Genomic DNA, 18,831 nt, shown 5'->3' with positions numbered 1-18,831 from the left:
GGGAAGCGGGGAGAAGGGGGCCGCCCTCAAGGGGCGGCGCGGCTCAAGCGGTCTGCTCCTGGCGCAGCTCGTCGCACAGCGTGGCCACGGCGCGGAGCGTGTCGAACAGCTCCACCATGGACACCTCCACGCCCAGCTCGCTCTCGATGCGGTTGGACAGGACCGTGGCCATGAGGGAGTTGCCGCCAATCTCCAGGAAGTGGTCCTCCGGGCGCACGACCTCCACGCCCAGCAGCTCCTTCCACCACGCGGCGAGCGTCGCTTCCGTGCCGCTGGTGGCGGCTTCTTCGGTGCTCGGATTCATGGCCGTTCCTCCCGTCCGCTCACGCGGGCTTCAGGCGTTCACGCAAGAGGTACTTGCGCACCTTGCCGGTGGCCGTCTTGGGCATCTCGTCGATGATGTCCAGGCGGTCCGGCCAGTACTGGTTGGACATGCCCTGCTGCTTGAGGTGGTCGCGCAGCTCGGTGAGCGTCGGCGGGGCCTCGCCCTCGCGCACCACCACGACGGCGCACACCCGCTCGCCGCCAATCTTGTCGTCCGAGTGCGCGACGACGGCGACCTCCTTCACCTTCGGGTGCGAGTACAGCGCGGACTCCACCTCCACCACGGGGATCTTGTAGCCGTACCGGAAGATGACGTCCTTGAGCCGCCCCACGATGCGGATGCCGCCGCGTCCGTCGTCGCGCGCCAGGTCGCCCGTGTCGAACCAGCCCTCCGCGTCCACCGCCGCGGCGTACACGTCGTCGCGCTTGAAGTAGGTGAGGCACTGGCTGGCGCCGCGCACCAGCAGCCGCCCCGTCCCGTCCGGATACGGCGTGCCGTCCTCCGCGAGCGCGGGGACGATCTTCGTCTCCATCCACGCCACCGCCCGCCCGTCACTCTGGCTGGGCCAGTCCGGCGGGTCCTCATGGCGCGTGATGGTGACCGCGCCGTTCTCCGTCATGCCCCACAGCGTGTGCAGCCGCACGCCGAACACCTCGCGCACCGCCGCGATGAGGTGCGGCGGCACCGGGATGGAGCCCGTGGCCAGCTGCCTCAGCGAGGAGGTGTTTCGCTGGCGCTTCTTCTGCAACGCGATGAGGTTCATCAGGTACGTGGGAATGCCGTACGTGAACGTGACGCCATGCTCCTCGAAGAGCTTGAGCGTCAGCTCCGGGTCGCCCACGTCCATGTAGATGGCCGTGGCGCCCAGCAGCATGGGCATCAGGTACGAGTACGTGAACCCCGTGGACGCCGTCAGCAGCGAGGGCAGCGCCACCACGTCCGTGCCGTCGATGCCCAGCGTGTCGCAGAGCGCGCGCGTGATGCCGTAGTTCGTGTTGTGCGAGTGCACCACGCCCTTCGGCTCGCCCGTGGTGCCGGACGTGTAGAGGATGTTGCAGACGTCGTCCGCGGCCGCCGGGGCCACGCCCTCCAGCGACGCCTCCTTCTCCCACTCCCGCTCGATGAAGTGGCGCTCGAAGTCCCGCTCGCCTGCCTGGAGCCCGTCGTTGCTGCCGAGCAGCACCCGGTGGCGCAGCGACGGAAGCGCCGCCGCGATGTCGCGGGCCATGTCCCGGTGTGAGTGCCCCGTCCATGACGTGGGCCCCACGTAAACGGACGCCTCCGTGCGCCCCAGGATGAACTCCACCTCGCGCCGCCGGTAGTCGGGCGGGATGGGCGCGATGACCGCCCCGATCCGCGCGCACGCCAGCGCCAGCGCCGTGAAGTGCCACCCATTGGGCAGCTGCACCGCGACGATGTCCTCGCGCCCCACGCCCAAATCGCGCAGGCCCAGCGCGAAGCGGTCCATGTACCGCGCCAGCTCCGCGTAGGTCAGACGCGTGATGTCCTTGGAAAAGTACCGTGCGGCAATGATCGCGGTCTTGTCCGGATGCGATTGGACGCAGCGACGCAGATCGTCAACCACCGTGGTGTCACGCCACCAACCCTTCCGGCGGTACTCCGAACCCTTCTCCAACGCCGCTGCGTTATGGAAACGCTGCCCCATCTGAAGGTCTCCTCCCATTGACGCGAGGCCTGGGAATGCAGAGCGTGCCGCGCGTGTAACACCGCGAGATTACCGGGCAAGACGGTTTTTTCTCGTACATCTACATCTTAAGAAAATCCGCGTTGACGGCGCATAATGCGATTTCCTAGTGTGTCTCACAACAGCCGGATTCCGGGGCTGTGACAGCGACGCTACGGGCATGACTTTCTCGGCGAATCCAACGACTCCCGGGCTGTCGCGCGACGCGCGGACGCCAGATGAACCCACGGCCTCCAGCGGCCCGGCGATGCCTGCTCGCACTGGAGACGGCCCCTCGGGCGCCGCGTCGGACGCGGGGCTGGCGCTGCTGCCCCGGCGAGCGAAGCGCATCCGTCAGACCATCGTGCGGCTGGCGGCGACGCCGTCGGGCTGTCACCTGGGCGGCTCGCTGTCGATGGTGGAGATATTGGTGGCGCTGCTGGGCCGGGTGATGCGCGTGGATCCGCGCGCGCCGAAGATGCCGGAGCGCGACCACCTCATCCTGTCCAAGGGACACGCGGCGGCGGGGCTCTACGCGGCGCTCGCGGAGTTCGGCTTCGTGGACGTGGAGACGCTGGTGCGCGACTACAACGCGGACGGCAGCATCTTCACCGGGCACGTGAACGCGGCGGTGCCGGGCGTGGAGTTCGCCACCGGCAGCCTGGGCCACGGGCTGGGGCTGGGCGTGGGGCTGACGCTGGCGCACGCGCTGCGCGGTGAACCCAACCGCACCTTCGTCATCTGCGGCGACGGCGAGATGGGCGAGGGCTCCAACTGGGAAGCGCTCCAGGTGGCGTCGCACCGCAAGCTCACGGGCCTGACGCTGATCATCGACCGCAACGGCGGGCAGAACGACGGGCCCACCGAGTCCATCCTGTCGCAGGAGGCGCTGGTGCAGCGGCTGGACGCGTTCGGCTTCCAGTCGCTGGAGGTGGACGGGCACGACCTGCCCGCCCTGTGCGCCGCGCTGGAGGCGCCGGTCGTGGGGGGCCGTCCGCGCGCGGTCGTCGCCCGGACGCAGAAGGGCGCGGGCGTGCCCATGCTCAAGGGCAAGGGGCCGCACTACGCCGTGTTCTCCGCGGAGCACCTGCGCCGGGCGCTCGCGTCGCTGGGGGAGGACGGCCAATGAGCGCGTCGCTGGCCCCGGCGGTGGACCTGGCCCAGGCGCCGGAGGCGTGGCTCGCCGCGCACCCGGAGCTGTCCAGCCGGCTGGTGTTCCGGCACGCGGCGGCGCGCTTCGCTCAAGATGACACGCGCGTCGTCTTCCTGGAGGCGGACCTGGGCGGCGGCGGGGACCCGTTCGAGAAGCGCCACCCGCAGCGCTACTTCAACCTGGGCATCTGCGAGGCCACCATGCTGGACATGGCGTGTGGCCTGGCGCACGGCGGGCACACCGTCATCGCGCACAGCTTCGCGGCGTTCGGCGTGATGCGCGCGTGCGAGCAGGTGCGGCTCAACCTGGCCTACGCGCGCGCCAACGTGAAGCTCGTCTGTGATTACGGCGGCGTGGCGGGCGCGTTCTTCGGCCCCACGCACCACGCCATCGAAGACCTGGCCGTGCTGCGCGCGATGCCCAACCTCACGGTGGTGTCGCCCGCGGACGGCCTGGAGACGGTGCAGGCCACGCAGGCGATGCTCGCGCACGAGGGGCCGGTGTACCTGCGGCTGGGCCGCAACCGCGTCACCCGCCTGGACATTCAACGCCCGCCCTTCGAACTGGGCCGCGCCGCGCTCCTGCGCGAGGGCGACGACGTGGGGCTCCTCGCGCACGGCGAGGTGGGCGTGGCCGTGGCGCTGGACGCCGCGAAGCTGTTGGAGGCGCAGGGCGTCTCCGCGCGCGTGCTCAACGTGCACACGCTCAAGCCGCTGGACGAGGAGGCGGTGCGCGAGACGTCGTCGCGCACGCGGCTGCTCGTGACCGTGGAGGAGCACAACGTGCTCGGCGGCCTGGGCAGCGCGGTGTGTGAGACGGTGTGCTCGCTGGACCTGGGGCGGCGCGTGCTGCGCGTGGGCATCCAGGACCGCTACGACCCGCGCGCCGGTTCGCACGAAGCCTTGCTCAAGGGCCACGGGCTGGAGGGCGGGCAGGTGGCCGAGCGCATCCTGGGAGTGCTCCCAAGAACCCCGGTGTTTGCCGTGGGATCCGAACCGAGGAGGGACTGACATGCAGGTCCAGAACCCGAACCCGATGACGCAGTCCGTGCCGGCCGACCAGTGTCCCCTGTGCGCGCAGCCGGTGCCCGCGGGCAACCGGATGGTGGGCGAGGTGCTCTCCTGTGACGGCTGTTCCGCAGAGCTGGAGGTGGTGGGCGTGAACCCGCTGCGGCTCGAGGAAGCACCCGAGGTCGAGGAAGACTGGGGGGAGTAGACCCGCGCCATGCGCAAGGTCGACCTCGTCTATACGCGCATTCGCACCGAGGAGAAGCTCCTCCTCGAGGCGCTGCGCAGGCGCGACTGCGCCGTCAACCTGGTGCAGGACTCCGGGATGGTGCTGTCGATGGACCGGCAGCGCGTCAACGAGGCCGACACCGTGTTGATGCGCAGCATGTCCTTCACGCGTGCGCGCTACCTGGCCACGTTCCTGGAGATGAAGGGGCTGCGCGTGCTCAACAGCGCGCGCACCATCTCCCTGTGCGGGGACAAGGCGCTCACCAGCGCGGCGCTCGCCGCGAAGGGCGTGCCCATGCCGTGGGCGTTCGTGGCCTTCGACGAGGACGCGTGCCTGGATGCGATTGAGGCCAGGGGCTACCCGGTGGTGACCAAGCCCGTGCTGGGGAGCTGGGGCCGGATGGTGGCCCGGCTGGACTCGCGCTCCGCGGCGGAGGGCGTGCTGTCCACGCGCTTTGGCAGCGGCGGCGCGCAGGACCACGTGGCGCTGGTGCAGGAGTACGTGGACAAGCCGGGCTACGACCTGCGCGTCTACGTCATCGGCCGTGCGGTGGGCGGCCTGCGCCGCCGCTCCGAGCACTGGATCACCAACACCGCGCGCGGCGCCGTGCCGGAGCGCTACGAGGTGTCGGGGGTGCACGCGAAGCTGGCGGAGGCCGCGGCGGACGCGGTGGGCGGGGACATGGTGGCGGTGGACCTGCTGGAGACGCGCGGCGGCGACATCTACGTCAACGAGATCAACCACTGCGTGGAGTTCGCGCGCAGCATCGACGAGACGGGCGTCCCGCTGCCGGACCTCATCGCGGAGTACGTCGCCTCCGGAGCCGGAGCCGGGCGATGAGCGCGCGCGTGGCGGTGCTGGGAGCCGCGGGCTACACCGGCGGCGAGGTGCTGCGCCTGCTGCTCGCGCACCCGGCCGTGGAGGTGGTGCAGGCCACCTCCGGCCAGTTCGCCGGCAAGCGCCTGGACTTCCCGCACCCGCACCTGCGCGGGGCGGGGACGCTGCGCTACACGCCGCACGACGCGCTGGAGTCCTGCGACGTGCTGGTGAGCTGCCTGCCTCAAGGCGAATTGCTCCATCGCTGGCCGAGGGTGTGCCGGCTGGCGGAGCGGGTGGTGGACCTGAGCGCGGACTTCCGCCTGGACCCCGCGGGGCACGCGCGCTGGTACGGCAAGCACCCGCGCCCGGAGGACGTGCCCGCGTTCGTCTACGGATTGCCGGAGTGGATGGGTGACGCGCTGCCGAATGCGCGCCACGTGGCCATTCCCGGCTGCATGGCGCACGCGGGGCTGCTGGCGCTGCTGCCGCTGTTGCACGCGGGGCTCGCGCGCCCGGACGTGCTGGTGGTGGACGCGAAGACGGGCTCGTCCGGGGGCGGCTCGACGCCGGACCGCTCCTCGCACCACCCGGAGCGCGCGAACGCGCTGCGCTGCTACAAGCCGGTGGGCCACCGGCACACGGGCGAGCTGGAGGGCGTGGCGGAGCACGTCACCGGCCAGAAGCCCACCATCCACTTCAGCGCCACGGCGGTGCCGGGCGTGCGCGGCATCCTGGCGACGGTGCACGCCTTCGCGGCGCGGCCGGTGGATGAGGCGGAGGTGGTGCGCGCCATCGCCACGCGCTACCGCGAAAAGCCCTTCGTGCGGCTCTTGCGCCCCAGCGCGTCCCTGTCGCCGTTCCCGGAGCCGGGGCCGCTGCTGGGCACGAACCACTGCGACCTGGCGGTGGACGTGGACGCGGAGCGGGGCCGCATCGTGGTGAACGCCGCCATCGACAACCTGGTGAAGGGCGCCGCCGGTACGGCGGTGCATGCGCTGAACCTGATGCTGGGCCGTCCGGAGACCGAAGGCCTGGGCTTCCGGGGCCTGCATCCGCTCTAGACCGCTGTTCTTTTTAGAGGAGCCGCATCCCATGAGCTTGACCACGAAGTCCCCTGGTGAGGTGTTCGCGGCCGCGGTCCAGAAGCAGGGCACGAAGGCGCACGTGGACTACGACCACTCCATCGTGGACGCGTTCCCCGGCTTCAAGCGCCGTCCGCGCATCGCGGTGCGCGGCATGTTCAAGACGGCCAAGGCCGAGCGCGACCCGGTGCCGTTCTGGTACGAGACGCACCCCCAGACGAAGCCCAGCGGGCCGGTGCAGGACGTGGAGCTGCGCCCGGAAGCCGGCTTCGAGTTCCACCAGGACACGCAGGCGCTCAAGCCCACGCGCGCGTGGATCCAGGTGCCGCGCAACCTGCTGGAGGATCCGAAGTCGCTGGCGCAGTTCATCGACTTCCGCCTGCTGGTGCGGCTGAACACGGCGGAGAACCAGGCGCTGTGCATCGGCAAGGGTGGGGACGGCGTGCGGGGCCTCTTGCACACGCCGGGCATCGTGCGGCTGCCGGCGCAGAAGACCGCGGTGCGCTCGCTGCTCAACGCCTGCGCGCAGGTGGAGCAGATGGGCGGCTCCGCGGACGGCATCGTCATCAACTCGCTGGACTTCTACGAGCACCTCGTGGGCCAGCAGTCGCTGCTGTCGGACCTGGCCGCCATGGGCATCCGCCTGTGCCGCACGCGCATGGTGAACCCGGGCACCATCATCGTGGGGGACTTCACCGCCGCGGCGACGCTGTATGACAGCGAGCGCTCGGTCATCCGGTTCGCGGAGCCGCCGCCGGGCATCTTCCCGCGCGAGGGGCTGGCGGCCTACGGCGAGGTCTACACGACGCTCGCGGTGCACCTGCCCACCCACTTCTTCGTGGCGTCGCTGACCTGATGGCCACCGCGAGCGCGAAGAGCGAGGCCGCGCCGCTCACCGTCCTCTACATCACCGGCTGGTGCCGCAGCGGCAGCACCATCCTGGGCAACGTGCTCAACGAGGTGCCGGGGTTCTTCCACGTGGGGGAGCTGAGCTTCCTGTGGAAGAACGCGTACGGGAACGGCTCCAACACGCTGTGCGGCTGCGGCCAGCAGTTGGTGGAGTGCGGCATCTGGAACACGGTGCTGACCTCCGACGTGCCGGCGGGCCTCACGCCCCGCGCGCACGCCGAGGCGGTGGTGAAGCGGCAGCAGGCCGCCGTGCGCACGCGGCACACGCTGCGGGTGCTGGACGAGGCGGGGGACTCGCAGGCGCTCCAGGCGCACGCGGACTTCCTGGCGCGCACGTACCGCACCATCGCGCGGGCCACGGGGAGCACGGTGCTGGTGGACAGCGGGAAGTTCCCGTCCGAGGCGGCGCTGCTGCCGCGCGTGGAAGGCATCCGGCCGCTGTATCTGCACCTGGTGCGGGACCCGCGTGCGGTGACGCACTCGTGGACGAAGACGAAGCAGTACGTCGTCCCCATGTCGGCCGCGCGCAGCACGGCGTACTGGGTGGGCTTCAACGCCGCGTCGGAAGAGGTGACGCGCCGGTTCCCCGGCCAGTCGCTCTTCCTGCGATACGAGGACTTCATCGCCGCGCCGGACCGCGCCGTGGACACGGTGTTGGACCTGGTGGGCGTGCCGCGTGCGCAGAACCCGGTGAAGGGCCGCACGGTGGTGCTGGGGAAGAACCACACCGTCACCGGCAACCCGGACCGCTTCCGCAGCGGCCCCACGCTCCTGCGCGGCGAGGACGACGCCTGGAAGGGCGAGCTGGCGTCCGGAGCGAAGGCGCTCACCGTGGCGCTCGCGTGGCCGCTGATGGCGAAGTACGGGTACTTCAGCGGCGCAAAGCGCGCGCCCATCGGTGGGGCCGCGCCGGACGCCGCGGGCGTGGAGCCCCGCTCCTGAGCTGAGCCCTCGGGCCTGAATCCCATCCCCGGGGTTGAGAAGGTGAGAACCCGGAGGGGCCTCCCCGGCGGCGGCGAACCGGACGAACTGGTCCGACAGTCGGACCCGTTGGGGAACGGCGGCAGGGAGGGGCTGCCCCACCCGAACCGTAGAAAGTGGTCCGACAGTCGGACCGGTTGGGGAACGGCGGCAGGGAAGGCGTGCTCCACCCGGGCCGTGGGAAGTGGTCCGACAGTCGGACCCGTTGGGAATGGCGGCGGGGAAGGCTGCTCCACCCGGGCCGTGGGAAGTGGTCCGACAGTTGGACCCGTTGGAGGACGGCGGCGGGGTAGGGCTGAACGGCCCGGGCCGCGGGAAGTGGGCCGACAGTGGGACCCGTTGGGAATGGCGGCAGGAGAGGGCTGAACGGCCCGGTCTGCGGGAAGTGGTCCGACAGTCGGACCGGTTGGGGAACGGCGGCAGGGAAGGCGTGCTCCACCCGAGCGGCGGAAGCGGGCCCGACAGTCGGATCGGTTGGGACCTTGATGCGCGGTCCGGTGGCGTGCGGTGGGATGACTCAGGCGCGGTTGGCGCCGACTTCTGGAGGGACGCGGATGGAACTGGGACTCGCCAACAAGGTCGCGCTCGTCGCGGGTGGCTCCAGCGGGCTGGGACTCGCCGTCGCGGAGGAACTGGCGAAGGAGGGCGCGCACGTCGCCATCGGCGCGCGGGACACGGACCGGCTGGCCCAGGCGGAGGCTCGGCTCAAGGCCGTGGCGCGCGGTGGCCGTGTGCTGGCGACGCGCGTGGACGTGAAGGACGACGCGGACGTGCGCCGCTGGGTGGATGACGTCGCGGCGAAGCTGGGCGCGCTGCACGTCGTCGTCACCAACAGCGGCGGTCCTCCTCCCGGCCCGGCCTCCACCTTCGGCGTGGACGCGTACCGGAGCGCGGCGGACGCGGTGCTCCTGCCGCCCATCTCCCTGGCGCTCGCGGCGCTGCCCCACATGAAGAAGGCCGGGTGGGGACGGCTGCTGTTCATCACGTCGGAGACGGTGGTGCGGCCGGTGGCCCGCTTCGCGCTGTCCGGCTTCGCTCGCCTGGGCATCGTCGGCTTCTCCGCCGCGCTGGTGCAGGAGCTGGGCGACAGCGGCATCACCGTCAACGTGCTGGCACCGGGCTACATGCGCACGCCGCCCGTGGAGCGCACCGCCGGCAACGCGGGCGACGTGGAGGCGGGACTTCGCGCCATGGGCGCCCACATCCCGCTCAAGCGCGTGGGGCTCCCGGAGGAGTTCGCCGCCGCGGCGGTGTTCCTCGCCAGTGAGCGCGCATCCTTCATCACCGGCACCGTGCAGTTGGTGGACGGCGGCGCGAGCGTCATCGGATGAGCGCCAACGCCGCTACTCCGTCCCGCCGCCCCATCGTGAAGATTGGCGGCGCGGCGAGCGTGGACCTGGAGTGCCTATGAGCTCCATCCCCGCTTCTTCCGCTTCCCGCCCCGTCGTCGTGAAGATTGGCGGCGCGGCGGGCGTGGATCTGGAGAACGTCTGCGCGGACGTGGTGGAGCTCGTCCGCCAGGGGGCGCGCGTCGTCGTCGTCAACGGCGGCTCGGAGGCCGGTGAGCGGCTGTTGGGCTCGCTGGGCATGGAGCGCCCGGAGGCGACCACCGCGAACGGCAACGTCGTGCGCCTCACCTACGCGCCCACGCTGCGCGCGCTCACCATGGCGTGGGTGGGTGAGGTGAACAAGGCCGTGGTGCTGGCGCTGCTCGCGAAGGGCGTCACCGCGCTGGGGCTGTGCGGCGCGGACGGCCGCGTGCTCACCGCGCGCAGGCGGCCGCCGCTCAAGCTGCAGGGCGCGGACGGGCGGATGCGCATCGACCGCGAGCACCTGGCCGGTGAGGTCTCCTCCGTCAACGCGGCGCTCCTCGGGACGCTCCTGGACGGCGGCTACGTGCCCGTCGTGTGCCCTCCGGCGGTGACGGAAGACGGCGTGCTCGTGAACGTGGACGCGGACCACGTGGCGTCCTCCATCGCGGCGGCGCTCGGGGCCCGGGCGCTCGTCATCCTCTCCAACGTGCCGGGGCTGCTCGCGGATCCGAAGGACCCCGCGACGCTGGTGCGCGCGAGCGATGACGTGGAGGGCTGCATGCCGCTGGCGGGCGGGCGCATGCGCTACAAGCTGGAGGCCGTGCGCCGGGCGCTGGAGGGCGGCGTTCCTTCCGCGTACGTGAGCGCGTCTCGCGTGGCGCGGCCGGTGTTCTCCGCGCTGGAGGAGGCGGGCGGCACGAAGTTCACCCTTCGGGACAAAGGCGGGGCGGATGCGGGCGCGTGAGCCGGGCGTCGACTTGTTGCGGTGGATGGTGGAGCAGTACAGCCCCAGCCACCAGGAGGCCTCCTTCGCCGGAGCGCTGGTGGAGCGGCTGGGCACGCGCGGCTGGCGGGCGCACACCGACGCCATGGGCAACGCCATTGCCCGCTATGGGGACGGCGACACCGTCATCGCGTTCCTGGGCCACATCGACACCGTGCCCGGAGAGGTGCCGGTGCGGCTGGAGGGCCAGAAGCTCTACGGCCGGGGCGCCGTGGACGCCAAGGGCCCGCTGTGCGCGTTCATCGAAGCCGTGGAGCTGCTGGACGACGCGGAGCGCGCCGGCAAGCAGTTCCTCCTCCTGGGCTGCGTGGAGGAGGAGGTCGCCATCACGCGCGGCGCCCTGCACGTGCGCGAGCAGTACGCCCCGGACTTCGTCATCAACGGCGAGCCCAGCGGCGCGCACGCGGTGACCATCGGCTACAAGGGGCTGCTGCGCCTGGACCTGGAGCACCGCGCCAGCCGCCGCCACACCGCGAGCCGCGACTACCGCGCCGCCGCCGAACACGTCATCGACGCGTGGAACGCGCTCAAGCGGTTGTGTGACGACTGGAACCGCGAGCGGCCGTCCCTCTTCGAGCAGAACCTGCCCTCGCTCAACGCCTTCCACACCGGCGCCACGGAGACGGAGGAGTGGGCCACGGCCGCGGTGAGCATCCGCACCGGCCCGTCCACGGACACGGCAGCGCTGCTCGCGGCGCTGGCCACCGTGCCCACCGTCACGGTGCGCACCGTGGCGCGCAAGGACGCCGTGTCCACCAACGGCAACGACGCGCTCTCCCGCGTCTTCAAGCAGGCCATCCGCGAGCGCGGCGCGAAGCCCACGCTGCGCCTGAAGACGGGCACGTCCGACTGGAACACCGTGGCCTCCGCGTGGAGCGTGCCCACGGTGGCCTACGGCCCCGGCGACGCGGCGCTGGACCACACGCCGAACGAGCACATCGACCTGCCGGAGTACGAGGAGGGCGTCGCCGTCCTCGCGCGCGTGCTGGCGCTGCTGCCGGCGAAGGCGCCCGCGGGGAGCTGAGCGCTCAGGTGCCCAGCGCGGCCAGGCCCCGGGCGCGCAGCGTGCGCATCCCCACCACGATGCCGAAGAAGAGCAGGGCGCACCCGGCGGTGATGGGCCGCACGCCCACGCGGTCCGACAGCGCGCCCTGGCCCCAGACGCCCAGGATGTAGCCCGCGTTCACCAGCAGGAGGAACAGGCTGCTCACGCGCGCCTGGAGCTCCGGCGGCGTACGCGCCTGACACACCGTCTTCAGGCCGGTGAAGGCCACCAGGTACACGGCGCCCAGGATGAACAGCGTCACCAGGGCCACCGGCAGCGTGGGGGACAGCCAGTAGGCGGCGGAGCACAGCCCCACGAGCAGCAGCGCGGACTCCAGGAAGGCCTGCCGCCCCATCCTCGCGGCGATGGCGCCCGAGCCGAACGCCGCGATGACCGCGCCCGTGCCCTGCGCGGTGAGCAGCATGGACGTGGTGGTCGCGTCCCCGCCCAGCACCTTCAGGGCGAACACCGGCACCAGCCCCACGAACGGGGAGATGAGCAGCCCCACCAGCGCCCCGGAGCCCAGCGCGAGCGCGATGCCCGGGTCCGTCCACGCCAGGCGCACGCCGCGCATGATGCCGGCCCACAGCGCCTCCACCCGCGGGGGGATGGCGCTCGCCGCCGCGCCCCGCATGGCCGCGAGCGCCAGCAGCACGGCGAGGAAGGACAGGGTGTTGACGAAGAGCGCCCCGGCGATGCCCACCTTCGTCAGCACGAGCGCGGCCAGCACGGGCCCGATGATGCGGCCCAGGTTGAACTGCGCCGAGTCCAGGCTGAGCGCGTTGTGCAGGTCCTCCTTGGGCACCACGGCCACGGTGAGCGCCGTGGCGCAGGGGATGACCAGCGTGCTGAACGCGCCGTTGAGCAGCGAGATGGCCGCCACCCACGGCACGGACAGGTTCCCCGTGCCGGCCAGCACCGTGAGCAGCGCGGCCAGGAGCGCCTGCACGCACACGCACACGGCCATGAAGGTGCGCCGGTCGAAGCGGTCCGCGAGCGCGCCGCCCAGGGGCGCGAGCACCATCGAGGGCAGGTGCGTCAGCGCCGCGACGCCGCCCGTCCAGGCGGCCTGGCCCGTCACCTGCGTGACGTAGACCCCCAGCGCGACGGACTCCATCCACGTGCCGATGTTGGACACGAGCGTGCCCAGCCAGAGGAGGGTGAAGTCGCGGTGGGACAGGGCCCGAGCGGAGCCCGAACGGGAAAACAAGGAGGTGGCCACGGAGGGCCCCTTTCTACTGCGCGCCCCTGACGTGTGCTCGGTGGGCGCACGCCTACACGGTGGTTGACTCCCTGCCTGCCTTGGGAGACGGGGAAAGGCATGACGCGGCACAAGGTTCTCGTGGTTCCCCGGGAGATTGCCGGCGAGCGGCTCGACCGGTTCCTGACGAAGCACGTCCCGGGCCTCACGCCGGAGCGGGCGCGCGCGATGCTGGACGCGGGACGGGTGCGCATCCGGGGCAAGAAGGCGCAGGCGACGCGCAAGCTGTGGGGCGGCGAGGAACTCACGCTGGAGACGCCGGAGCCCCGGCCGTCGCCGCATGCGTCCATGGAAGGCCCGGAGCTGCCGGTGCTGTACGACGACGCGGCGCTCGTCATCGTGGCCAAGCCGCCGGACCTGGTGGTGGAGCCGGAGGGGCGGGCGGCGTCGGTGGTGGGGCTGCTCGCGGCGCGGTGCCCGCCGTTCGACGTGGAGGGCGTGGCACAGCCGGGCGTGGTGCACCGGCTGGACCGCGAGACGAGCGGCTGTCTGGCGTTGGCCCGGACGGACGACGCGGTGGCGGCGCTCTTGAAGGCGTTCCAGGAGAAGCGCGTGGACAAGCGCTACCAGACGCTGGTGCTGGGGCGGCCTCCGGACACCGGAAGGCTGGAGGGGCCCTACGCGAGGGACCCGAAGGATCCGCGCCGCTTCACCACGCGCGTGCCCTCCGCCCGGCGCGCGGCGCTGACGTTCACGGTGCGCGAGCGGTTCCGGGAGGGGGCGCTGCTGGACATCGACCTGGACACGGGGCGCACGCATCAGATCCGCGTGCAGCTGTCGGAGGCCGGGTATCCGGTGCTGGGGGATTCGCTCTACGGCACGGAAGACGCGCGCAAGCACCCGGCGGCGCTCGCGGTGGGGCGTCAGGCCCTGCACGCGTGGCGGCTGGAGGTACCGTCCTCCGCGACGGGGCGGATCATCCAGGTGGAGTCCCCGCTGCCGGAGGACTTCATGCGGGGGCTCACGGTGCTACGTCAGACCGCGTGATACGTTTTGAGCATTGGGGAAGAGGGGAACATGCAATCGGTCGTGAAGTCGTTGGTGCTGGCCCTGGTGCTCGTGGGCTGTGGATCCTCCACGAGCCCGTCGGAGCCGGAGCGGGACGCGGGCACGCAGGTGGATGCGGGGACTTCTGTCGACGCGGGCGTCACGGACGACGCGGGGACGCCGGACAGTGGTATCGCGGAAGGCCTGCCCTGCGAGAAGACCCAGGGCGTCTGTGCCGGCGCGAAGCGGGCGTGGGTGGACGGGGCCTATGAGGCCGTGTGCACCGCGCGCTCGTACGGCGCGGACTATGAGGCCGCGGAGACGCGCTGCGACAACCTGGACAACGACTGCGACGGCGTCGCGGATCCGACGACGTGGACGGATGCCGCGCCGATGCAGTGGGCTCCGAATGAAAAATGGGCGGACAGCCTGCCCGTGGAGGGGGGCTTCCTGTTCGTCTCCTCCGACGGCCTGGGCTCCATCCAGGTGCTCCGGCTCGATGCGTCCCTGCGCCTCCAGGGCTCGGTGGCCCTGCCGCTGTCGCCCGCGCCCATTCGCGTGACGGGGGCCCAGCTGGTGCGCACCTCGCGAGGCGTCGCGCTCTTCTACGCCACCGTGTACCCGGAGCCGGCCTACCACTCGCAGGTGCACTTCGTGCCGCTCGACGAGCAGGGCGCTCCCATCGGCCCGCCCGAGGGCCTCGTCGTCATCGAGGGGCCCTATAGCTGGGTGACCGTGCACGTGGCCCCGTCCCTGGATGGAGAGCGGCTCGCGGTGCTCTGGGCGTGGGAGCTCGGAGGGGCCCGCGAAGTGCACGGCATGACCGTGGACCCCGCCGGCCAGGTCCTGGCCGCCGCGCGCGTGCTGCACACGTCGGACCCGCTGACCCTCTCCGAGGCGGAGGTGCTGGCCCTGGGCGATGGCGGCTTCCTGGTGAAGGCGAATGAGAACAAGCAGGGCTCGTTCGATGACACGCGGGTCTGGCTGCGGCGTTTCGACCGCGACCTCCTGCCCGTGGGGGACGAGCGCATCCTCACCGTGAAGTATGGGGCCCTTCCCCGGATGCTGCTGACAGCTCCGTTGGAAGAGGGCGGCACGGGAGAGCCGACGCTGATCTACCGTGAGCCGAACGGGTTCAATCCCCGCTTCCTCCAGGTGCGGTCCCTCTTCAACCAGGGCACGGCCGAGCCCCTGGTCGCCACGACACGCAGCCAGACCAGCCTGTTCGGCGCGACGATGACCTCCCGGGGGCTGCAGCTGGCGTGGCTCTCCATGCTCTTCGTCTCCGACCCGCCGCCCGGAGGGGACGGTTCGTTCGCCGTCGAAGGCCGGCTCTGGGGCCGGAGCCCGACGGGGAGCGTGACGGATTGGACGCCCGGCGCCGCGCCCATCCCCCTTCATGTCACCGCCTCCTGGGTGCGGCTGCATGAGCTGCCGGGGGGCCAGATGGGCGCGCTCATGATGACCGCCACGGACACCCCCAGGACCTACACGCTTCGCTCACTGCGGTACTGCGCGCAGTGAGGAAAGGACACATGCATTCACGGATGAAGTCCCTGGTGGTGGCCCTGCTGCTCGCAGGCTGTGGTTCCAACACGAGCCCGTCGGGCCCGGAGCAGGATGCCGGCACGCAGGTGGATGCGGGCACGCAGGGGGATGCCGGCGTCACGGACGACGCCGGGACGCCCGACAGTGGCGTGGCGCAGGCCCTGCCCTGCGAGAAGACCCAGGGCGTCTGCGCCGGAGCCAGTCGGGCCCTGGTGGACGGCGCCTATGAGGCCGTGTGCACCGCGCGCTCCTATGGCGAGAAGTACGAAGCGACGGAGCTGAGCTGCGACGGGCTGGACAACGACTGTGACGGGGTGACGGATCCAGCCACCTGGGCGCAGGTGGATTCCCTGGGGACGCCGCCGCACGGAGGCCTCGTGGACAGCCTGCCCGTGCCGGGGGGCTTCCTGATGGCCTCCGTCGCGGGCTCGGACACGCTCCAGGTTCGCCGTCTGGATGCGTCGCTGAAGCTGCAGGCCGTCATCCAGGTGCCCGTCGCGCCCGGCCCTGAACCGATCACCTCGGTCAGCCTGGTGCGGACCGCGCGTGGACCGGCGCTGGTCTACGTCGGGCGGTACGTGACCTCGGAGGTCAGCTCGCGATTGCTCCTCGTTCACCTGGATGAGCAGGGCAACCCCTTGGGGCCCCCGGGAGGAATCCTCATCTACGAGCACTTCCATGTCTCGGTCGCCGCGCGGGCGGCCGTGAGCCGGGACGGACAGCAGGTCGCGGTGGTCTGGAGCGCCACGAGCGATGCCAAGGAGGTGCTGGGGCGGGTCGTGGACCTGGACGGACGCGTGGTGAGCGGTCCCTGGGTCGTGTTCCTGACGAAGGAGGAGCAGGTCCGTCTGTCCACTCCGACCGTAATGGCGCTCGAGGGTGGAGGGTTCCTGCTGATGGTGGTGGAAGACCACGGCGTCGGCCAGCCGTCGCGCATCCAGTTGGCGCGCTACGACGGCAGCTTGTCCTCCTCGACCGACTCGCGCGTGCTCGACGTGGGGGATTCGCCCACGGCCATGTTGCTGGGCGACGAGCCGTCGCTGCTCTATCGCGACACGTCGGTCCGGCCGTCACCGCTCAAGCAGCTGCGGTCCGTCTTCAAGAGCCCCGCGCCGGAAACGCTCGCGTCCACGACGGAGGGCGAGGTGCCGTGGTTTGGCGCCACGATGACCTCCCGGGGCCTCCAGATGGCCTGGCTCTCCGTGCGCGCCGTTTCCCCCCAGGGGACGGGCGACACGTCCTTCGACTGGGAGGGCCGGTTCTGGACCCGGGGGCCCGATGGCAGCGCGAAGGACCAGAGCCCGGGGCCCCAGCCCATGCCCCTGCACCGCCATTCGCAGTGGGTGCGGGTGCATGAGCTGCCCGGAAACTGGATGGGGGCGCTCCTGATGACCGCCACCGAAGACCCCCAGGCCTTCACGCTCCAGTCCGTGCGTTACTGCGCGCCCTGAAGCCGGCTACTCCCGGCGGAGCCCCGAGTCGTCGTCCTCGGACGAGGGCTCGGCGGGCTCCAGCCGGGCCTGCCGCTCACTGGCCTCCCAGGCGGCGTCGGCGTCACCGGCGTGCACGCGGGCCGCGGCCTGGTCGTCCTGATCCCCCGTCCACGTGGTGTGGCCTCCCGCGAAGCCCTCCAGGGGACGGGCGCCTCGCTTCGACTCCACCTCCAGGTCCTTCTGCTCCAGCTCGCGCAGCCGCTCGCGCTCCTGTTCGCGCTCGTGCTCGTGCTGCTTCTCCAGAATCCTGTCCGCCATGTCCCATCACCTCCTGCCCTCAAGGTGGGGGCGGCCGTCCCGGGATGGCAGGGGGGAGCGGGCAGTCCCCGCATGGCCGCAAGGCAGGCGTGCGGTCGGCTACGCTCCGGAAGCCCATGCTGCCCGGGCACTGCGAGGAGCGCGGAGCATGCACCTGGGAGTCTCCATCGTCGCGGATGACAACCGGAGCTGGGGACTGGAGACCCCCGGCCCTGGACTGCTGCTGCACGTGCCCGCGGTGGGCCGCTGGGCACGACGGCCCGCGCTGCACCTGGATGCCACCGCGGACTACCGCCTCCGCGTGCGCGGCGTGGGCGTGACGCTGCTGTGGACCCGCATCGACGCGTACTGGGACCGCGCCATCTTCCTGAGGGGAACGTGGCCCCCTCCGGAGGTCCTGCCGCCGCTGTCCGCGCCCGAGGTCCGGTCCGTGGAGGCCGCCTCCGGCACCGAGGCCTGGTGGGAGCAGTGGAACTGGCGGCTGGCGCGGGCGCTCGTGGAGGCTCCGCTGCCGGTGCTCCACGCCGGGCACTGGTGTCTGCGCCCCGTGCGCGCCATCCCCGCGGAGAAGGCGGAGCGGCACCCCGTCTCCCCCATGGAGTGGGGCTTCGGTCAGCCGCCCATGCCGCCGCACTCGCTGGCCTCCGTGACGGAGCCGACGTACCCCTTCGCGTGGAGGGAGGACTGGTGGGAGAACACGCCCGCACAACGGCCCGGCGCCGTGCTCTGGCTGCGCCCGCCCATGCCCCCTGATTCCGGGCGCGTGAAGAGCTGGCGCAAGCACGCGAGGGCCGGGACGTTGCCGCCCGTGCTGCTGATGTACGTGGACATCCTGGCGAAGTGGCTGGTGCTGGATGGCCACAACCGGCTTCACGCGGCGCTGCTCGAAGGCGTGGAGCCCCCGCTGCTGGGCCTGTGGCCGTTCATCGACCCGCCGCGCCCCGGGAACTCCGTCCGCGAGGAGGGCGCCCTGTTCAGCGCGGACTTCCAGCTGCGCGCCGGCGCGACGCCGGAGACCGTCGACCGCGTCAACCGCATGCTGGTGCGCAGCTTCACCCCCGGCCCCAAGGGGACCGTGTCGCGCGCCTGGCCCATCCCGGGAGGACGGGAGACGTGGCGCGAGGAGCTCGCCGCACGGCGCGTGAGGGCCGGCAAGGCCCCCGCGCTGGACGACCTGGAGTGGACCTGGCTCACGTAGACTGCCCGGCATGAAGCAGGACTTCGAACGCACGACCACCGAGCGGCTGCTGCTGCGCGCCGTCAGCGAGCCCGACCTGGAGGCCGTCTATGCCCTCCACTCGGATCCGGCCACGAACCAGTTCAGCCGCCGCGGCTACATGGAGACGCGCGAGGCCGCGCGGCGCATCCTGGACGTCTGGCTGGAGGACTGGGCGCGCGACGGCGTGGGTTACTGGCTGGTGGAGCGGCTGGACGCGCCCGGCGTCGTCGTGGGCCTGGGCGGCGTGCGCCACAAGGAGCTGGAAGGCCAGCGCGTGCTGAACCTGGCCTACCGCTTCACGCCGGAAACCTGGGGCTCCGGCTACGCGACGGAGGTGTCCCGGGTCGCGCTGGCGCTCGCGGCCCGGCACCTGCCACACGTCCCGCTGGTGGCCATCATCCACCCGAACAACGTCGCGTCCATCCGCGTGGCGGAGCGGCTGGGGATGCGCCTGGACCGCCACGTCACCGAGGATGGCATCGCCAACCGCGTGTATGTGATTGGCTGAGCTTCCG

Annotated in this window: 19 protein-coding genes; 15 read left to right on the top strand and 4 right to left on the bottom strand. The window is 71.7% G+C overall.

The window, feature by feature from the left end:
* Window positions 1–43: 43 nt before the first annotated feature.
* Complete coding sequence (locus JYK02_RS27655; RefSeq protein ID WP_207055567.1) at window positions 44–304, bottom strand: phosphopantetheine-binding protein; 261 nt, start codon at window positions 302–304, stop codon at window positions 44–46.
* 19 nt (window positions 305–323) lie between these two features.
* Window positions 324–1,991: an AMP-binding protein gene (locus tag JYK02_RS27650; RefSeq protein ID WP_207055565.1), complete on the bottom strand. Its 1,668-nt coding sequence runs from the start codon at window positions 1,989–1,991 to the stop codon at window positions 324–326.
* A 286-nt stretch (window positions 1,992–2,277) separates the two neighbouring features.
* On the opposite strand from JYK02_RS27650, the gene JYK02_RS27645 reads away from it, so the two are divergent.
* The 10 genes from JYK02_RS27645 (at window position 2,278) to JYK02_RS27600 (ending at window position 11,529) form a co-directional block, all read left to right on the top strand.
* The gene (locus JYK02_RS27645) at window positions 2,278–3,138 is read left to right on the top strand and encodes a 1-deoxy-D-xylulose-5-phosphate synthase N-terminal domain-containing protein (RefSeq protein WP_207055563.1); all 861 of its coding nucleotides are present in this window, start codon (window positions 2,278–2,280) and stop codon (window positions 3,136–3,138) included.
* Window positions 3,135–4,172, top strand: a complete 1,038-nt coding sequence (locus tag JYK02_RS27640) for a transketolase family protein (RefSeq protein ID WP_207055561.1) — start codon at window positions 3,135–3,137, stop codon at window positions 4,170–4,172. The genes JYK02_RS27645 and JYK02_RS27640 overlap by 4 nt, the downstream gene beginning before the upstream one ends.
* Before the next feature lies 1 nt (window position 4,173).
* Window positions 4,174–4,377 (top strand): lysine biosynthesis protein LysW, encoded by a 204-nt coding sequence (gene lysW / locus JYK02_RS27635; protein WP_207055559.1) that lies wholly within the window; start codon window positions 4,174–4,176, stop codon window positions 4,375–4,377.
* 9 nt (window positions 4,378–4,386) lie between these two features.
* Window positions 4,387–5,238 (top strand): RimK family alpha-L-glutamate ligase, encoded by an 852-nt coding sequence (locus JYK02_RS27630; protein WP_207055557.1) that lies wholly within the window; start codon window positions 4,387–4,389, stop codon window positions 5,236–5,238.
* A complete protein-coding gene (gene argC, locus JYK02_RS27625; protein WP_207055555.1) occupies window positions 5,235–6,278 on the top strand; it encodes an N-acetyl-gamma-glutamyl-phosphate reductase in 1,044 nt (347 codons plus the stop codon). The genes JYK02_RS27630 and argC overlap by 4 nt, the downstream gene beginning before the upstream one ends.
* Before the next feature lie 31 nt (window positions 6,279–6,309).
* A complete protein-coding gene (locus JYK02_RS27620) occupies window positions 6,310–7,155 on the top strand; it encodes a family 3 encapsulin nanocompartment shell protein (protein ID WP_207055553.1) in 846 nt (281 codons plus the stop codon).
* Window positions 7,155–8,150: a sulfotransferase gene (locus JYK02_RS27615; RefSeq protein ID WP_207055552.1), complete on the top strand. Its 996-nt coding sequence runs from the start codon at window positions 7,155–7,157 to the stop codon at window positions 8,148–8,150. The genes JYK02_RS27620 and JYK02_RS27615 overlap by 1 nt, the downstream gene beginning before the upstream one ends.
* 593 nt (window positions 8,151–8,743) lie before the next feature.
* Window positions 8,744–9,520: an SDR family NAD(P)-dependent oxidoreductase gene (locus JYK02_RS27610; protein WP_207055551.1), complete on the top strand. Its 777-nt coding sequence runs from the start codon at window positions 8,744–8,746 to the stop codon at window positions 9,518–9,520.
* Between the two features lie 76 nt (window positions 9,521–9,596).
* Entirely contained in the window at window positions 9,597–10,466 is an 870-nt protein-coding gene (locus tag JYK02_RS27605) for a [LysW]-aminoadipate kinase (protein ID WP_207055550.1), read from the top strand.
* Entirely contained in the window at window positions 10,453–11,529 is a 1,077-nt protein-coding gene (locus JYK02_RS27600; protein ID WP_207055549.1) for a M20/M25/M40 family metallo-hydrolase, read from the top strand. Before JYK02_RS27605 ends, JYK02_RS27600 begins: the two co-directional genes overlap by 14 nt.
* Before the next feature lie 4 nt (window positions 11,530–11,533).
* Here JYK02_RS27600 and JYK02_RS27595 read toward each other — a convergent pair whose 3' ends face one another.
* Entirely contained in the window at window positions 11,534–12,772 is a 1,239-nt protein-coding gene (locus JYK02_RS27595) for an MFS transporter (protein ID WP_207055548.1), read from the bottom strand.
* Window positions 12,773–12,871: 99 nt separating this feature from the next.
* Here JYK02_RS27595 and JYK02_RS27590 point away from each other — a divergent pair, with 99 nt between their 5' ends.
* From JYK02_RS27590 to JYK02_RS27580, 3 genes are read left to right on the top strand one after another with little or no spacing between them, the layout of a single operon-like run.
* Complete coding sequence (locus JYK02_RS27590) at window positions 12,872–13,798, top strand: RluA family pseudouridine synthase (protein WP_207055547.1); 927 nt, start codon at window positions 12,872–12,874, stop codon at window positions 13,796–13,798.
* Between the two features lie 30 nt (window positions 13,799–13,828).
* The gene (locus JYK02_RS27585) at window positions 13,829–15,322 is read left to right on the top strand and encodes a putative metal-binding motif-containing protein (RefSeq protein WP_207055546.1); all 1,494 of its coding nucleotides are present in this window, start codon (window positions 13,829–13,831) and stop codon (window positions 15,320–15,322) included.
* Between the two features lie 11 nt (window positions 15,323–15,333).
* Window positions 15,334–16,797: a putative metal-binding motif-containing protein gene (locus tag JYK02_RS27580; protein ID WP_207055545.1), complete on the top strand. Its 1,464-nt coding sequence runs from the start codon at window positions 15,334–15,336 to the stop codon at window positions 16,795–16,797.
* Between the two features lie 6 nt (window positions 16,798–16,803).
* On the opposite strand, the gene JYK02_RS27575 is transcribed toward JYK02_RS27580, so the two are convergent.
* Window positions 16,804–17,097 carry a hypothetical protein gene (locus JYK02_RS27575; protein ID WP_207055542.1) on the bottom strand — a complete coding sequence of 98 codons (294 nt, stop codon included), beginning with the start codon at window positions 17,095–17,097 and terminating at the stop codon, window positions 16,804–16,806.
* A gap of 148 nt (window positions 17,098–17,245) precedes the next feature.
* On the opposite strand from JYK02_RS27575, the gene JYK02_RS27570 reads away from it, so the two are divergent.
* On the top strand, window positions 17,246–18,295 hold the full coding sequence (locus tag JYK02_RS27570; protein WP_207055541.1) for a hypothetical protein: 1,050 nt from the start codon (window positions 17,246–17,248) through the stop codon (window positions 18,293–18,295).
* A gap of 10 nt (window positions 18,296–18,305) precedes the next feature.
* A complete protein-coding gene (locus tag JYK02_RS27565; RefSeq protein WP_207055540.1) occupies window positions 18,306–18,824 on the top strand; it encodes a GNAT family N-acetyltransferase in 519 nt (172 codons plus the stop codon).
* Window positions 18,825–18,831 lie beyond the last annotated feature (7 nt).

The organism is Corallococcus macrosporus, from assembly GCF_017302985.1.
Classification (GTDB): Bacteria; Myxococcota; Myxococcia; order Myxococcales; family Myxococcaceae; genus Corallococcus; species Corallococcus macrosporus_A.
This window is presented reverse-complemented; position numbering and strand designations above follow the sequence as displayed.

Coding starts and splice junctions, on each gene's coding strand:
- JYK02_RS27655 (WP_207055567.1), bottom strand. CDS start 304: ATGAATCCGAGCACCGAAGAAGCCGCCACCAGCGGCACGGAAGCGACG.
- JYK02_RS27650 (WP_207055565.1), bottom strand. CDS start 1,991: ATGGGGCAGCGTTTCCATAACGCAGCGGCGTTGGAGAAGGGTTCGGAG.
- JYK02_RS27645 (WP_207055563.1), top strand. CDS start 2,278: ATGCCTGCTCGCACTGGAGACGGCCCCTCGGGCGCCGCGTCGGACGCG.
- JYK02_RS27640 (WP_207055561.1), top strand. CDS start 3,135: ATGAGCGCGTCGCTGGCCCCGGCGGTGGACCTGGCCCAGGCGCCGGAG.
- lysW (WP_207055559.1), top strand. CDS start 4,174: ATGCAGGTCCAGAACCCGAACCCGATGACGCAGTCCGTGCCGGCCGAC.
- JYK02_RS27630 (WP_207055557.1), top strand. CDS start 4,387: ATGCGCAAGGTCGACCTCGTCTATACGCGCATTCGCACCGAGGAGAAG.
- argC (WP_207055555.1), top strand. CDS start 5,235: ATGAGCGCGCGCGTGGCGGTGCTGGGAGCCGCGGGCTACACCGGCGGC.
- JYK02_RS27620 (WP_207055553.1), top strand. CDS start 6,310: ATGAGCTTGACCACGAAGTCCCCTGGTGAGGTGTTCGCGGCCGCGGTC.
- JYK02_RS27615 (WP_207055552.1), top strand. CDS start 7,155: ATGGCCACCGCGAGCGCGAAGAGCGAGGCCGCGCCGCTCACCGTCCTC.
- JYK02_RS27610 (WP_207055551.1), top strand. CDS start 8,744: ATGGAACTGGGACTCGCCAACAAGGTCGCGCTCGTCGCGGGTGGCTCC.
- JYK02_RS27605 (WP_207055550.1), top strand. CDS start 9,597: ATGAGCTCCATCCCCGCTTCTTCCGCTTCCCGCCCCGTCGTCGTGAAG.
- JYK02_RS27600 (WP_207055549.1), top strand. CDS start 10,453: ATGCGGGCGCGTGAGCCGGGCGTCGACTTGTTGCGGTGGATGGTGGAG.
- JYK02_RS27590 (WP_207055547.1), top strand. CDS start 12,872: ATGACGCGGCACAAGGTTCTCGTGGTTCCCCGGGAGATTGCCGGCGAG.
- JYK02_RS27585 (WP_207055546.1), top strand. CDS start 13,829: ATGCAATCGGTCGTGAAGTCGTTGGTGCTGGCCCTGGTGCTCGTGGGC.
- JYK02_RS27580 (WP_207055545.1), top strand. CDS start 15,334: ATGCATTCACGGATGAAGTCCCTGGTGGTGGCCCTGCTGCTCGCAGGC.
- JYK02_RS27575 (WP_207055542.1), bottom strand. CDS start 17,097: ATGGCGGACAGGATTCTGGAGAAGCAGCACGAGCACGAGCGCGAACAG.
- JYK02_RS27570 (WP_207055541.1), top strand. CDS start 17,246: ATGCACCTGGGAGTCTCCATCGTCGCGGATGACAACCGGAGCTGGGGA.
- JYK02_RS27565 (WP_207055540.1), top strand. CDS start 18,306: ATGAAGCAGGACTTCGAACGCACGACCACCGAGCGGCTGCTGCTGCGC.